The organism is Nocardia sp. NPDC005825, assembly GCF_040630175.1.
In the GTDB taxonomy this organism is placed as follows: Bacteria; Actinomycetota; Actinomycetes; order Mycobacteriales; family Mycobacteriaceae; genus Nocardia.
The window spans coordinates 177,113-191,661 of the sequence record NZ_JBEXXC010000003.1; the positions used below are offsets into that span (position 1 = coordinate 177,113).

A 14,549-nucleotide genomic window follows, 5' to 3' on the forward strand; every position below is an offset into this window, starting at 1 on the left:
GGAATGCCGATCGGAGGTCGTGACCCGGCCGCTAGCATCGCGGCCATGGCGAAATTCACCACCTGGGACGGGCTCGAACTCAACTACCGCGTGTGGGAGGGCAAGGGCGTCCCGGTGGTGCTGCAGCACGGCATCGTGGCCGACACCAATGCCAACTGGATGAGCCTGGGCGTGGTCGCGGCGCTGGAACGGGCCGGCCACCACGTGATCTCGCTGGACGCGCGCGGCCACGGGCGTTCGGACAAGCCGCACGACCCGGCCCGCTACTCCTGGCAGGCCATGGCCGACGACATGCGCGCGCTGTTCGATCACCTGGGCCTGGAGCGGGTCGCGGTGGTCGGCTACTCGATGGGCGGGATCATCGCGCTGCTGGTGGCCGGCGCCGACGAGCGGGTGGAGCGGCTCGCGATCGGCGGTATCGGGTCGGGCGTGGTGGACTGCGGCGGCATCGACTGGCGGGTGATCGCGGCGCAGGACATCGTGTCCGCCATGTCCGGCGACGCCACCGCGGTCAAGGGGCTGCCGGGCATGTTCCGCGTGCTGGCCGACGCGCTGGGCGCGGACCGCGAGGCCATCGCGGCCGTGGCCGCCTCCCTGAACGAGGCCCCGATCCAATCCCTCTCCGGCATCACCGTTCCGGCGCTGGTGCTGGCGGGCGATGCGGACCCGCTGGCCGCCGAACCCGAACGCCTGGCGGCCGCACTCCCGAACGCGGAGTGCGTGGTGGTCAAGGGCGACCACCTCGCCGCCGTCGCCGACCCGGCGTTCTCGAAGACACTGGTCGACTTCTTGAGCTGAGAACGGCCGGGGCCCTCAGTACTGCTTGCGGTGCGGCACGAACTCCAGGGAGAGCAGTGCCAGCGCCGCGATCAACACCTCACGCCACCGGATCAGCACGTACCGCTGATCGCCGAAAGCGTTGAACTTGCGCAGGAATCGGTACAACGATTCCAGCCGGATCAGCGGATCCCCCAGGCGCACCGCCAGATACACCGCCTGCATGGTCCGCGACCGGTGCTTGTCGGCGAAGATCTCCGGAAACGCCGCGAACGCCAGCGAGATTCGCTTGATCCCGCGGTCGCGCGCGTAGTCCGCCAGGTCCACGATCATGCGTTCGTCGAGCCCGTTGGGTGCGTCGCGCCGCCGCCACGGCACGTCCAGGCTGAGGTCCTGGCCATTGCCGGAGGTCCCGTAGCGCTGGAATCCGACCACCTGGCCGTCGGCGTCGCGGGCCATCACCACCAGCATGCCCGGGTGCCGTCCGTCGAGCAGGTGGTCGAGGATCATGGAGAAGCCGCGGGTCTGCCGGCCGGTCCCCCATTCGTCGACGATGGACAGCAGGGTTTCGCGCTGCGGTTCGGTGAGCGCGACCTCGGGCAGGATCTCGGTGGTGACGCCGTAGTTCTTGGTGCGGCTCACGGCTTGGCGCAGATTGCGGAACTTACGGCCCACCAGGTCGAAGTGGTCGACGTCGATGACCACGTCGCGGCCCACCGAGATGGCGCGCAGCCCGCGGTGGTCGACGGCCCGCCGCTGCCACAGCTCGCTGACCTCGGGACTGGCCCCGAGCACCGCGATGCGCCAGCCGTGGCTGCCCGCGAACAGCGAGAACTCGGTGACCAGGTCCGGGAACCGCCCGGGATCGCCGAGCGGGTCGCCGGAGACGACGGCGATGCCGAGCCGGGCCCGATAGGCCAGCGCCGCGGAGCCCGCGTCGTCGAAGAAGTAGGTCTTGGACGAGTGCAGCGCGAACGGGGCGAGCGGGTCCCGGGAGCTGCGCCGAACCAGTTCGGCCACCCTGGGTAGCTGTTCGGGTTGCGGCTTGCTGCCCTGCGGCAGCACCATGATCGCGCCGCTGACCGCGAGGAACACGAATCCGACCCCGGGGTGCTCGGTGCGGTAGGCGAAGTTGGAGACGACCAGGGTCATGGCCGCGCCGGTGAGGTGGGGCAGCGTGATGGGCCGGCGCAGGTAGAGCCCGCGCGCCACGAACAGCCCGGCGACCGAGACGGCGATGAACCAGCCGTGGTCGTCGCCCTCGCGGGAGGCTCGTTCGGCGGCCCAGACCAGAATCACGCTGCCCAGGACCAGGGCGCCCATCAGCCCGACGCGGGTGCTGGGCCCGGCGACAAAGGTGGTTTCCCGGTATGCGGTCAGCGTCGGATTCGGTACGCGTTCCTCACGCATCTGGACCCCTTTTCTCCCGCGTCTCCCACTCGACACTATGTGTGAGAGACGGTTCGAGGCATCGGGTTATTCCGGCCAACCCAGCCGCGGCGTGGTGAGCACCGGATCGGTGATGCCATTGTTGCAGGCCAGACCGACAGCGTCCCAGCCCGCGAGACTCGATCCGGACTCATATGCGGATTGGAAGAAGTCCAGCGCGGTGGCGACGGGGTCGGCGGTGGCGCGGACGTCGTCGTAGGACAGGTAGGCGCTGTGCCCGGAGCCGGACGCCACCCAGCGGGCCTGGTCGGGTCGCAGTGGTTTGTCGCTGAGCCCGGTGGGTTCGGGCGCGGTGTAGGAGTAGAAGGTGGGGGCCGGGACCTTGTCGTCGCCGAACCAGAATCCGGCGCTGATCACCTCGCGCGAGTAGGCCTCGCGGGTGACCGGGTCGACGGTGTCGGGCATGAGGATCTTGCGGTCGGAGAAGCGCTGCACGGCCAGATCGAAGGTGTGCCAGAAGATCTGGACGGGGCTGATCTTGCCGGAGTACGTGGCGCTGAACTGTTCCAGAATGCGTCCGACCTGGCTCTGCACGTGGAAGGCGCGTTGCGCGGCGGCGGGGTTGTAGGTGTGGTGCTGGTCGTCCTGGTCGAAGGGGCGGCCGTGGTCGGGCAGGTCGAAGGGGGTGGGGTGGGCGATCACCACGTCGATGTCGAGGTTACGCAGCGCGTTCAGGGTCTCGACGTAGAAGCTGGCCACCGATTGGCCGGTGAGCGGCACCTCCTCCTGCGTGCCGCGGTCGTTGCAGATCCGCAGCACGTGGTCGAAGAAGTCGAAGGAGCAGGTGAAGACCGGACCGTCGGTGGCGCTGCCCAGGGGGACGGTGGTCCAGCCGCGGGCGGTGAGCCGGTAGGTCATGTGCCACCAGTGGTTGCGGCGAATGCCCTTGGCCAAGGCAACCTTGCCGACGATCTGGGCGTAGCGGTGCAGGGTTTCCTTGGTGGGCCGCCATGAGTCGAGCGGGATGGCGGGAAGTATGTCCTGGGCCATCCGCTCATGCTACTCAGCTATCAGTGCGTTACCGCCCGTCGCCGGTGTGCCCGGCGAGCAGTTCGGCGAACGGCCGGACCGCGCCGACGCCATTGCCGGAGCTGCGGTGCCGGACCGGCTCGTCCTGCAGGAAGCCCTGCACCGCGGTGGGTGCGGCGACGATCTGCTGGGCGAGTTCGGACGCCGCCCGGTGCACCCGCTCGGCGAGTCCGGTGGAACCGAAGTCCTCGGTGGCGGCGAAGACGCCGGTGGGGACGACCACGGCCCGCAGGTAGCTGAACAGCGGCCGCAGTGCGTGATCGAGCACCAGCGAATGCCGGGCGGTGCCCGCGGTGGCGGCGATCAGCACCGGCATGCCGTTGAGCGAGTCGGTGTCCAGGACGTCGATGAACATCTTGAACAGCCCGCTGTAGCTGGCGGTGAACACCGGGGTGACCGCGATGATCCCGTCGGCGTCGGAGACTTTCTGCCGGGCCGCGGCCACGGCGGGCGTGGGCAGCCCGCCGGTGGTCAGGGTGGTGGCGAGATCGCCTGCCAGTTCCCGTAGTTCGATCACCTCGATGTCGAGGCTCTCCCCGCGCCCGCCCACCGCCGCGGCGACCGCGGCGGCGAGCTGGTCGGCGAGCAGCCGGGTGGAGGAGGGCTGCGAGAGCCCGGCGGTCAGGACTACCAGTGTGCGACTCATGCTCGGCCTCAGTTCTTTTCGGCGAGCACGTGCTCGCGGGCGGGCTCGACCAGGTGGTGCGGGGCGTCGGGGCCGGCGGCGACCAGCGACGCGTGGGTGGGCGGATCGCTGGGCACGCCGGCGGGGCGGCGGGCCTCGAACTCCTTGCGCAGCACCGGGACCACCTCCTTGCCGAGGATCTCGATCTGCTGCAGCACCATGTCCAACGGCAGGCCGGCGTGGTCCATCAGGAACAGCTGGCGCTGGTAGTCGCCGACATTGTCGGCGAAGCCCAGGGTGCGTTCGATGACCTGTTCGGGGGTGCCGACGGTGAGCGGGGTCAGTTCGGTGAAGTCCTCCAGCGACGGGCCGTGTCCGTAGACGGGCGCGTTGTCGAAGTAGGGCCGGAAGATCTTCTTGGCCTCGGCCTCGGTCTCGGCCATGAACACCTGGCCGCCGAGTCCGACGATGGCCTGTTCGGCCGCGCCGTGGCCGTAGTGCTCGAAGCGGCGGCGGTACAGGGTCACCATCTGCTTGGTGTGCTGCATGTCCCAGAAGATGTTGTTGTGGAAGAAGCCGTCACCGTAATAGGCGGCCTGCTCGGCGATCTCGGGCGAACGGATGGAGCCGTGCCACACGAACGGCGGGGTGCCGTCCAGGGGCGCGGGGGTGGAGGTGTAGCCCTGCAGCGGGGTGCGGAACTTGCCTTCCCAGTCCACGCGCTGTTCGCGCCACAGGCGGCGCAGCAGGTGGTAGTTCTCGATGGCGAGCGGCAGCCCGTCGCGGATGTCCTTGCCGAACCACGGGTAGACGGGTCCGGTGTTGCCGCGGCCCATCATGAGGTCGACGCGGCCGCCGGCCAGGTGCTGCAGCATGGCGAAGTCCTCGGCGATCTTCACCGGATCGTTGGTGGTGATCAGGGTGGTCGCGGTGGACAGCACCAGCTTGTCGGTCTTGGCGGCGACATAGCCGAGCATGGTGGTCGGCGAGGAGGGCACGAAGGGCGGGTTGTGGTGCTCGCCGGTGGCGAACACGTCGAGTCCGACCTCCTCGGCCTTCAGGGCGATCTGGACCATGGCCTGGATGCGCTCGGCCTCGCTGGGCGTCCGGCCGGTGGTGGGGTCCATCGTCACGTCGCCGACGCTGAAAATTCCGAACTGCACGGGTCCTCCTCGGGTCGCGTCCACATTTGGTGGATATGGCAACCAGTTGAACATAGCGGGTGGATGGGGTATTCCTGGGCGCGACGGAGGCGTGATTCGTGCCACTGCGAACGCCTCGCGGTCACCCCCGCCACGGGTCCCGAATTCCGGCGACACCTGCCCTGTTCCGGAGCCGAGGACTGGCCAGTACCCGCAATCCACTTGCGGGTACAGCGAAACACTCAGTAGTGCAAGATCTTTCGAAGTATCCTGAACATTCCCCGCGCAACGCCGGAGATCTCGAGCATGAACAAGGGGGTAGATCCAATGGCGGACAACTCCGTCGGTGCGGCATACGCTGTCGTCGTCACCGCGGTCGCCGATCCGATGCAGGTGGAGGGCCTGGAATGGGATCGTGCGGTGGAATTCCTGCCCAGTATCGATTCGCACATCCTGAAGTCGTGGGTGCGAGATCAGGAGGCCGGGCCCGACCCACGCCGCGGCGTGGTCATCCCCGGCCCACAGCGCCGCGTCGGCCAGCGACATCCGTACCGGGAGGTGTGCGTCCCCTCGGCCGAATACCAGCTCTTCAGCGCCGCGGTCCGCAGCAACCGCCGTCGTGCCCTCGCCACCGCCTGCGCCGAGGAGGAAGGCCGCCAGCGAACCCGCGTCCTGTCCAGCGCCAACTGCGGCTGATCACACCGCTGCCGGCGCACGCCACCGGACCGCTCGGGGGGTCGAGCGAATATCCGAGCCGAACGTGCCGCCGTGCCACACTCGCGGAGTGCGCATCGCCATCCTGGGCCCGCTGGAAGTACTGGACGACGCCCGGCCCGTCCCCATCCCGGGAACCCGCCTGCGCGCCCTGCTGATTCGCCTCGCCCTCGACCCTGGCCGCCCGGTGAGCGTCCTCACCCTGGTCGACGACCTGTGGCCCGAAGCGGCGCCCAAGCGCCCCGAACACGCACTGCACGAGCTGGTTTCCCGCCTCCGCCGCACCCTGCCCGCCGACGTCCCGCTCCGCGCGGCCGCGGGCGGCTACGTCCTCGACATCGCGGCCCTCTCGGTCGACGCCTACCGTTTCGAGCGCCTGGTCCGCGGCGGCATTCTGGGTCTCGACCGCGGCGACCGGGCCGCCATTCCCCAACTGCGTGAAGCCCTCTCCCTCTGGCGCGGCCCCGCTCTCTCCGACGTCTCGACCCTGCCCTTCGCCGCCGCGGCCGCCACCCACCTCGACGAGCTCCGCCTGACCGCCACCGAATCAGCGCTGGCCGCCGAACTCTCCATCCGTCCCGGCGATCCCCTCCTCATCACCGAGCTGACCGGCCTCCTCACCGCCCACCCCCTCCGCGAACGCCCCCGTCTGCTCCACATTCAGGCCCTCCACGCCGCCGGCCGCACACCCGATGCCCTGACTTCGTACGACCACTACCGAACCCTGCTCGCCACCGAGCTCGGCGTGGACCCCAGCCCCGAGCTTGCGGACCTGCACCTGAAACTCCTCCGAGGTGAACTGCCGACCCACACCACTGTCGCGAGTCCGGCTGCGCGGCTCCGGGTTCCGCTGACGAGCTTCATCGGGCGAGAGCACGACCTGACCGAGGTGGTGAAGCGGGTCGGAGATTCGCGGCTGGTCACATTGGTGGGGCCGGGTGGCGCCGGGAAGACGCGGCTCGCGGTGGCCGTGGCGACGGAACTGGGCGGGCAAATCGCGGGCGGCGTCGGGTTGGTGGAATTGGCGGCGGTGAGTGATTCCTCGGATCTGCCGCAGGCGGTGGCGGGGGCGCTGGGGGTGGTGTTGTCGCGGACGGCGGAGCCTTCCGGGGGTGATCCGGTGGGGCTGCTGGCCGAGGGGTTGCCGACCGCGCCGATGCTGCTGGTGCTGGACAACTGCGAGCATCTCGTCGACGGGGTGGCCTGCTTCGTGGAGGACCTGCTCGGGCGGGTGCCGGGGCTGCGGATCCTCGCGACGAGTCGTCAGCCGCTGGGGATCGGTGGGGAAACGCTGTGGGAGACCGCGCCATTGGCGGTGCCGCCGGCTGATTCGGTTGATGTCGCGGATTTTCCGTCAGTTCGGCTGTTCCTGGATCGCGCTGTCGCGGTCCGCGCTGATCTCGCGCCGACGGAGGGTGTGCTCGCGGCGGTCGCCGAGATCTGTCGTCACCTGGACGGGTTGCCGCTGGCGTTGGAGCTCGCGGCCGCGAAGCTGCGGGTCATGCCGCTGCCGGTGCTTCGTGACCGGCTGGATGATCGATTCACCGTGCTGGCGAGCGGAAGCCGCACCGCGCTCCCCCGCCACCGCACGCTGCGGGCCGTATTGGATTGGGATTGGGAGCTGCTCATCGAGGAGGAGCGCACCGCCCTCGCCCGCCTGTCGGTCTTTCCCGCGCCCTTCACCCCGGCTGCCGCCGAGGGGCTCGGTGTGGCCACGGCCGACATCGAAGCGCTGCTGGACAAATCACTGGTGCAACTCGTCGATGTCCTGGTCGCCGACCCTGCCCTCCCCACGCCGCAACCGCGCTACCGAATGCTCGAGTCGGTCCGCGCCTACGGTCGCGAGCACCTCGCGGCCCGAGGCGAACTGGACGCGACCAGATCCGCCCACGCCGCCTACCACCTGGCCCTCGCCGAAGCCGCCCACCCGCACCTGCGCGGCCGCACCCAACTCCCCTGGCTCCGGCTCCTCGACGCCCACCACGATCACCTGATCGCCGCCCTCCGCTTCGCCCAGGAGTCGGCCGACACCGACACCGCGTCCCGCCTGGGCTCGGCCCTCGGCATGTATTGGGCTCTCCACGCCGATCACACCGACGCGGTCCGCCTCCTCCGCCCGATCCTCGAACTCCCGACCACCCACCCGCATCCCCCGCTGGCCGCGGCCTTCGCCCTGCATTCCCTGCTCGCCGCTCGAGCCACCGAGCTCACCGCGGCCGCCGACCACGTCCGCCGCTGGACAGGCGAATCAGCTTCGGGCTCGGCCGGTTCGGTGGCAGGGGACGGGGCCGCGGAGTTGGCTCGGGCGCTGGTGGAGTTGGCGGGCGAACGAGTCGAGGTGGGGCTGGAGGTGGTGGAGCCGTGGCTGGGACATTCCGATGCGTGGACTCGGGGGATGTTCTGGTTGGTGCGGTCGTTCCTGCACGCGAACGAGTCCGGGGTGGCGCGGTTGGATGCGGATCTGCGGATGGCGGCGGAGTGTTTCGAGGAGGCCGGGGAGCGGTGGGGCTGGTCCACCGCGTTGACGTATCTGGCGTTCACGCGGGCCGCGCTCGGGGATTTCGGCGGGGCCGAGGAGGCGATGGCGTCGGCGCTGGTCGCGGCGGAGGAGCTGGGCAGGCCGGTCGCACTGCGGGTGTGGCTGGTGATGATCCGTTTGCATTCGGGCGAAGTGGAGGCCGCGCGGACCGATCTGGGTGCGCTGGCCGCGGAATCCTTGTCCGCCGGGGACACCGTCATGACCCAGCTGCTCGCGGCGGATGTCGCCCGCTTCGATGGGGATCTGGCCGAATCGGCGCGCTGCATGCGGCGGGTCGAGTCCGATCTCGGGCGGGCCGTGAGCGAGGACCGTTCGTACCGTGCGATGTTCGGGCTGCGAATGGGCTTGCTGCGTGCGGCCGAGGGCCGGACGGCGGCCGCCGCCACCCACTGCGCCGACGCGTGGGCAAATGCCGTGGCCGTCCGCGACCTGCCGTTGGCCGCCGAGGTGGCGGTCGGCGTCGCGCGGGTGTGCTTCGCGGCCGGGGCCGCCGCAGCATCGGCCGAGGCGCTGGGCGCCGGGCACGCCTTGCGCGGTGCCCCGGATGCCCGCTATCCCGACATCGTGGCGCTCCGAACGGAATTGGCAGCCGCCCTCGGCGAGGATCGCGCGACTGCCGCTTACGAACGGGCCCGGGTGCTCACGCGCGACGAGGCGCTCGCTGCGGTCGAAGCCTGTCTCCGGACGGCGAGCGAGATCAGCTCGAACCCCTGATGTTCACACGCAGCACGATTGATGTGAGTTCCGAGTGAATGCGTGTGAGCGCGATGTGAACTCGCTGTGAGCGCCGCCCCGCAGTGTGGGCCGCATGCGAAACGACACCGATCTGCACGAGTTCCTCACCACCTATCCGCACGACATGGCGTTCAGCGCCGACGACCCGTCCACGGTGGTCGACCGCTGGTTCGCCCCCGAGATCGACTATCGCAATGACGGCCTCCATCTGAACCGTCAGTCCTTGATCGCCCACGCCCGCCCGGCTCGCAAGAACGCCGAATCCGTCCGGGTCCGCATCCATCGAGCCTTGCTGTCCGGTGACAGCATCGCGGCCCATTACACGATGTTCGCGACCCTGCGCACGACCGGCCCGACCGCCACCGAAGTGTGCATGATCGGCCGCCTGTCCCCCGACGGACGCATCGAGCGGATCGATCAGCTCACCCGTGACGTTCCGGTGGAGGGCGAGTAACCGTGCGATCCCTCCTGTCTGCTCCGCTCTTGCGGCGAATTGCACTGGCCGCCATCGTCTTCTGGGTGGCCGCGCTCGTCGCCACCGGTGGCCTTGCGGGCAAGCTCGGCGGGGCGGAGAAGAACGACGCCACCACCTGGCTGCCGACGAGTGCCGAGTCGACGAAGGTTTCCGAGCTGACCGGGAAGTTCATCGGGTCCGATGTGTACCCGGCGGTGGTGGTCTACGAGCGGGGCGACGCGGTGTCGAACTCGACTGCGCGGGCGCGAGCGGAGTCGGACGCTCGGCGGTTCGCGACGCTGCCACAGGTGCATGGTCCGGTCCCGGAGCCGGTGGAGTCGGAGGACGGCAAGGCGATCCAAGTCGTGGTTCCGATCTCGGTGGGCGTCAAGGGGGTCACGGACGCCCTGCCGACGGTGCGATCGATCCGCGACATCGTCGCCGATGCGGGGATGAGCGTGCACGTCACCGGGCCGGCGGGTTACGGGGCCGATTCGGCGGACGCGTTCTCCGCGGTGAACTCGACACTGTTGTACGTGACCATCGCGATCGTCATTGCGATCTTGCTGGTCACCTACCGCAGTCCGGTGCTGTGGCTGCTGCCGCTGGTGTGCGTGGGCGTGGCCCTGACGGTCGCGCAGGGGCTGATCTACCTCCTGGCGGCGCACGCGGGTCTGACGGTCAACAGTGACACGGAATTCCTGCTGACCGTCCTGGTCTTCGGCGCTGGCACGGACTACGCGCTGCTGCTCACGGCGCGCTATCGAGAGGAGTTGCGGCGCACGGAGAATCGTCACGCGGCCATGGCCACGGCCATCCGTCGCGCCGGGCCCGCGATCGCCGCGAGTGCGATCACCGTCGCCCTGAGCCTGTTGTGCCTGGTGGTGGCCGACCTGAACTCGACGAAGAGCCTGGGCCCGGTGATGGCGACGGGTGTTCTGGTCAGCTTCGCGGTGCTCACCACCCTGTACCCGGCCCTGCTCGTGCTGTGCGGACGGTGGATATTCTGGCCCGCCGCACCGCGTTTCGGCGATACCGAACCGGCCGGAAGCCGTCGAGGGAATCGCCTCGAACGCTTGATCACCTCCCGCCCGCGAAGGGTCTGGCAGGTCACCGCAGTGGTGCTGGCATTCCTCTCCTTGGGGTTATTCGGACTGCACGCCTCCGGACTGCAGGCGCAGGACACCTTTCGAAACCGCCCTGACGCCGTGGTCGGCGAACAGGTTCTGCTCGAACATTTCCCGGGCGGATCGGGCGACCCGGTGCAGATCATCGGACCGGCAACGGATGCGGCTCGCTTGCGGGACCTGGCTTCGGGGGTTCCCGGTGTCGTGTCGGTGTCGGCTCCCGTACGCGCGGATGGCCTCGCCTACTTGGAGGTGACGACGGCTGATGTCACCGGTAGCGACGCGGCGTTCGCGACCGTCGAACGTCTCCGTTCCTCGGTGCACGCGGTGCCTGATGCCATGGTCGGCGGCAGTAGCGCCGTCGCGCTCGATACCCTCGAATCCGCACGCCACGATCGCAATCTGGTTGTGCCCCTGGTGTTGTCCGTCGTCTTGGTGATCATGGCGCTGCTGCTCCGAGCCTTGGTGGCCCCCGCGGTGGTTCTGGCCACGGTCGTCCTGTCGCTGGCCGCAGCTCTCGGCGTCAGCGCGCTGGTGTTCGACAAGGTGCTCGGTTTCGCGGGAGCTGATCCGTCATTCCCGCTGTGGGCCTTCGTGTTTCTCATCAGCCTGGGAATCGACTACAGCATCTTCTTGATGGCCAGGATCCGCGAGGAGACCGCGAACCATGACACCGCCATGGCAACGGTGATCGCGGTGCGCACCACCAGTGGGACGATCACCGCGGCAGGTGTCGTGCTGGCCGGGACGTTCGCGGCATTGCTCACGCTGCCTTTGGTTTTCGCGGCGGAGATCGGGTTCGCGGTCGCATTCGGCGTGCTGCTGGACACCTTCGTGGTGCGGACGGTGTTGGTGCCGGCGCTTGTGATCGATCTGGGTGAACGCATGTGGTGGCCTCGACGCACGCGGCGTAATTCCCGCCAAGAGAATGCAGACTCTAATACGATTGTGAGGCAAACTATTTGATCAACATATTCTGAAATACGTAGTGATACTGGACATTTCGGGTTCCCTACGCAATCTCGCAGGCGTAAAATTGAGGTATGGATTCGAATGGGGTGACACTCGACGACTGCGGTATCGCTGAACTGGCGGCCGCGGTTTCGACCCTATCGGAATCTATGCAAGGCGGAAATATGTCGGGGTTCTCCGACGAAGACATCGTGACGTTGATGCAGAAGATTGAAACCTGCAAGCGTCAGCTCGCTGCGTTGGATACGAACCTGATCATCGAAGCGGGAGAGCGTTCGCTGCATTCACGTAGCGGTGCGGGGAGGATGGTGCCTTTCCTGCGCCACACCCTCGGGCTCTCCCGTTACGACGCGTCGGTGCGGGTGAAGATCACCCACCACTGCGGGGAATTCGTGCAACAGACCGGGCACGTGGCTCCGCCGGTTTTGCCGGTGACTGCCGAAGCGTTTGCTGCAGGAGAGATCTCGCGTGATCACGTGCGTCACATCATGGATGTGATGAACCACCTGCCCCTCGACGTACCCGCCGAGGCGCGGGCCGAGGCCGAACAGATCCTTGTCGACTACTCCCGTAGCGGGTGGCCCGATGATCTGTTGAAGATCGGGCGCGACATCCTCGCCCGGTTGGATCCCGATGGGAAGGTTGTCTCCGACGCTGACCGTCGTCGCCGTCGTGGCATCACGCTGTGCCGCCCGGGTGTGGACGGGATGACCCGGATCGAGGGGTGGATCACCCCCGAGCTGCGTGCCTGCCTGGATGCGGTGTTCGCCAAGCTCGCCCGGCCCGGCATGTGCAATGTCGAGGACCCGGAAAGCCCCTCCGCCACCGGTGGGTTCATTGCCGACAGCGTGCTCGATGCTGCTGCGCGTCGTGACCGTCGCGATGCCGGGCAGCGGACCCACGACGCGCTGCTCGCCCTGGTGCAGCCCGGTGTGAACATGCGGACCCTGGGCATGCACCGTGGCCTGCCGGTCGAGGTCGTGCTCACCATGAGCCTGACCGACCTCGAGAACGGGACCGGGGTCGCCACCACCGCCTCCGGCACGCAGATCTCCATCAACGAGGCCCTGAAGATGGCCGAAGGCACCCGCCCGGTGATCGCGGTCCTCGACGGGAACGGGATGCCGCTGTACTTGCGCCGTTCCCGCCGCACCGCCAACCGCGCCCAGCGATTGGCGCTCCTCGCTCGTGACAAGGGATGCACCCGCCCCGGGTGTGAACAACCCGCCAATATGTGCGCCGCCCACCACATCACCGACTGGGCCAAGGGCGGACCCACCGACATCCACAACCTCACGTTGGCGTGCGATCACTGCCACGCGTTGATCAACGATGGGCCCGATGGGTGGAAAACCGTTGTGATGGGTAAACACTCACCCCACCCCGGCCGGACCGGGTGGATCGCGCCGAAGAGTGTTGACCCGACCGGCACCCCGCGGGTGAATGATCGTCATCACGTGGGGCAGGCGATCGCGGCTGCCATCGATTCCAGTTGCCGAACGTGGCGCTCACGGGCAGCGTGAAACCCGTGCTGCTCGTGTCCTGCTGGCGTGCGCAAAACTACATGGAGCGTGGTCGCCTCGCCTGCCCTGCCGCACTGGGGCTGACGCCGGGCTGGGATCCGTAACCCGCCGATCCCAGCCCAGGGACCGCACGCATCACCTTCTCGAGACAACACGACAGAGACCTCCCCGCGCATCTCCCCTATGACGGGATGCTGCACGGCCGAGCCGTATTCGGCCCCGAAAGGTGAGGGGCCTCGTAAACTCGGCCACCCCTCCTTCCTTCTCCTGTCCCAACCCGAGGAGGCTGGTAGGTGAGGGGCCTCGCAAGCTCGGCCACCTCTCTTCCTTCTCCAGGCGTCTTTTATCTTTTGATCTCTTATCTCTTGGCTTTCAAGCCCTAGATCTCGACCATCTGATAGTCAGCCACATGACCGCCGAGGAACCGCAGGTGGTCGGAGGAATCCCCAAGCGTGTGCTCGATAGCGTTCAACCGCGCGGTGTAGTGCCCAACCGGATACTCGTCAGTCATCCCGATCCCACCGTGCATCTGAATCGCCTCCTGCCCGATGTGCTTGGCAGACCGCCCGATTCGCAACTTGGCCCGGGAAACAACCATCGGATCGACCACCCCATCGGCCAGCGACATGGACGCATACATGCTCATCCCACGCGCCAACTCCAGCGACACATACATGTCGGCAGCCCGCTGAGTCAGCGTCTGGAACGTACGCAGCGGCACCCCGAACTGCTTACGAGTCTTCAGATACTCGGCCGTCAGCCGCAGCGACTCCTCCATCGCCCCGATCGCTTCGGCACACAACACGGCCTGGGCAGCGGCGATGGCGGCACCAATGGCGTCGGAGGCATCGGCCACGTCGCCGAGCAGTTCCGCACCAGCTCCCTCGAATTCGATGTCCGCACCGTGCCGCCCGTCGTGGGTGGTGTACGGCCGCAACCGCACCCCCGGGTCGGAGGGCGTCACCAGGAACAGCCCGACACCGTCTTCATGCGCAGCGCTGACGAGCAGAACGTCCGCCTGGTCACCGTAGGTGACCGGGTGCTTGCGTCCGGTGACACGCCACCCGTCGCCTTCGGGAACCGCGCGAGTGTCGGTATCGGTGGCTGGCCAGCGCAGACCCGGCTCACCATGGGCGAAAGCAAGTTTCAGCTGTCCTTCGGCAACGCGGGGCAGCAGATCCTTGCGCTGGATGTCGCTGCCGACGGCCGAGATGAGCGCGCCGGGCAGCAGCGCGCAGTCGAGGATCGGTTCGGTGGCCAGGGCGCGCCCGATCTCGGTCATGACCAGCATGGCTTCGATGGGTCCGGCGCCCATGCCGCCGTCTGCCTCATCGAAGGTCAGGCCGAGCAGACCGATTTCGGCGAAGGTGGCCCATTGTTCGGTGTCGCGTCCGCGGGAGAGCAGGTCCCGCACGGTGTCGCGCAGCATTTCCTGTTCGGGGGTGAGATCGAAATCCATGGTG

11 protein-coding genes are annotated in these 14,549 nt (G+C 68.2%); 6 read left to right on the forward strand and 5 right to left on the reverse strand.

Features of this window, described 5'->3' with window-relative positions:
* Positions 1-45 precede the first annotated feature (45 nt).
* Complete coding sequence (locus ABZ382_RS09625) at positions 46-798, forward strand: alpha/beta hydrolase (RefSeq protein WP_357086281.1); 753 nt, start codon at positions 46-48, stop codon at positions 796-798.
* Positions 799-813: 15 nt separating this feature from the next.
* Here the strand turns inward: ABZ382_RS09625 and ABZ382_RS09630 are convergent, their stop codons facing one another.
* The 4 genes from ABZ382_RS09630 to ABZ382_RS09645 form a co-directional block, all read right to left on the reverse strand.
* Complete coding sequence (locus tag ABZ382_RS09630; protein ID WP_357086283.1) at positions 814-2,187, reverse strand: phosphatidylglycerol lysyltransferase domain-containing protein; 1,374 nt, start codon at positions 2,185-2,187, stop codon at positions 814-816.
* Between the two features lie 66 nt (positions 2,188-2,253).
* Entirely contained in the window at positions 2,254-3,216 is a 963-nt protein-coding gene (locus ABZ382_RS09635; protein WP_357086285.1) for a DUF5996 family protein, read from the reverse strand.
* A gap of 28 nt (positions 3,217-3,244) precedes the next feature.
* A complete protein-coding gene (locus tag ABZ382_RS09640) occupies positions 3,245-3,901 on the reverse strand; it encodes a CE1759 family FMN reductase (protein WP_357086287.1) in 657 nt (218 codons plus the stop codon).
* An 8-nt stretch (positions 3,902-3,909) separates the two neighbouring features.
* Entirely contained in the window at positions 3,910-5,043 is a 1,134-nt protein-coding gene (locus ABZ382_RS09645) for an LLM class flavin-dependent oxidoreductase (protein WP_357086289.1), read from the reverse strand.
* A gap of 306 nt (positions 5,044-5,349) precedes the next feature.
* On the opposite strand from ABZ382_RS09645, the gene ABZ382_RS09650 reads away from it, so the two are divergent.
* The 5 genes from ABZ382_RS09650 to ABZ382_RS09670 all read left to right on the forward strand — a co-directional run bounded on the left by ABZ382_RS09650 (position 5,350) and on the right by ABZ382_RS09670 (position 13,086).
* A complete protein-coding gene (locus tag ABZ382_RS09650) occupies positions 5,350-5,718 on the forward strand; it encodes a hypothetical protein (RefSeq protein ID WP_357086291.1) in 369 nt (122 codons plus the stop codon).
* 88 nt (positions 5,719-5,806) lie between these two features.
* On the forward strand, positions 5,807-8,989 hold the full coding sequence (locus ABZ382_RS09655) for a BTAD domain-containing putative transcriptional regulator (RefSeq protein ID WP_357086293.1): 3,183 nt from the start codon (positions 5,807-5,809) through the stop codon (positions 8,987-8,989).
* Between the two features lie 94 nt (positions 8,990-9,083).
* Positions 9,084-9,464: a nuclear transport factor 2 family protein gene (locus ABZ382_RS09660; protein WP_357086295.1), complete on the forward strand. Its 381-nt coding sequence runs from the start codon at positions 9,084-9,086 to the stop codon at positions 9,462-9,464.
* 65 nt (positions 9,465-9,529) lie between these two features.
* Positions 9,530-11,557, forward strand: coding sequence for an MMPL family transporter (locus ABZ382_RS09665; protein ID WP_357087313.1), 2,028 nt, complete (start codon positions 9,530-9,532; stop codon positions 11,555-11,557).
* Between the two features lie 77 nt (positions 11,558-11,634).
* The gene (locus ABZ382_RS09670) at positions 11,635-13,086 is read left to right on the forward strand and encodes a DUF222 domain-containing protein (RefSeq protein WP_357086297.1); all 1,452 of its coding nucleotides are present in this window, start codon (positions 11,635-11,637) and stop codon (positions 13,084-13,086) included.
* Positions 13,087-13,465: 379 nt separating this feature from the next.
* Here the strand turns inward: ABZ382_RS09670 and ABZ382_RS09675 are convergent, their stop codons facing one another.
* On the reverse strand, positions 13,466-14,545 hold the full coding sequence (locus ABZ382_RS09675) for an acyl-CoA dehydrogenase family protein (protein ID WP_357086299.1): 1,080 nt from the start codon (positions 14,543-14,545) through the stop codon (positions 13,466-13,468).
* Between the last annotated feature and the right edge of the window lie 4 nt (positions 14,546-14,549).

Bases quoted from the DNA above. Each gene is read 5' to 3' on its own strand.
- ABZ382_RS09625 (WP_357086281.1), top strand. From the start codon at position 46: ATGGCGAAATTCACCACCTGGGACGGGCTCGAACTCAACTACCGCGTG.
- ABZ382_RS09640 (WP_357086287.1), bottom strand. From the start codon at position 3,901: ATGAGTCGCACACTGGTAGTCCTGACCGCCGGGCTCTCGCAGCCCTCC.
- ABZ382_RS09650 (WP_357086291.1), top strand. From the start codon at position 5,350: ATGGCGGACAACTCCGTCGGTGCGGCATACGCTGTCGTCGTCACCGCG.
- ABZ382_RS09630 (WP_357086283.1), bottom strand. From the start codon at position 2,187: ATGCGTGAGGAACGCGTACCGAATCCGACGCTGACCGCATACCGGGAA.
- ABZ382_RS09675 (WP_357086299.1), bottom strand. From the start codon at position 14,545: ATGGATTTCGATCTCACCCCCGAACAGGAAATGCTGCGCGACACCGTG.
- ABZ382_RS09660 (WP_357086295.1), top strand. From the start codon at position 9,084: ATGCGAAACGACACCGATCTGCACGAGTTCCTCACCACCTATCCGCAC.
- ABZ382_RS09635 (WP_357086285.1), bottom strand. From the start codon at position 3,216: ATGGCCCAGGACATACTTCCCGCCATCCCGCTCGACTCATGGCGGCCC.
- ABZ382_RS09670 (WP_357086297.1), top strand. From the start codon at position 11,635: ATGGATTCGAATGGGGTGACACTCGACGACTGCGGTATCGCTGAACTG.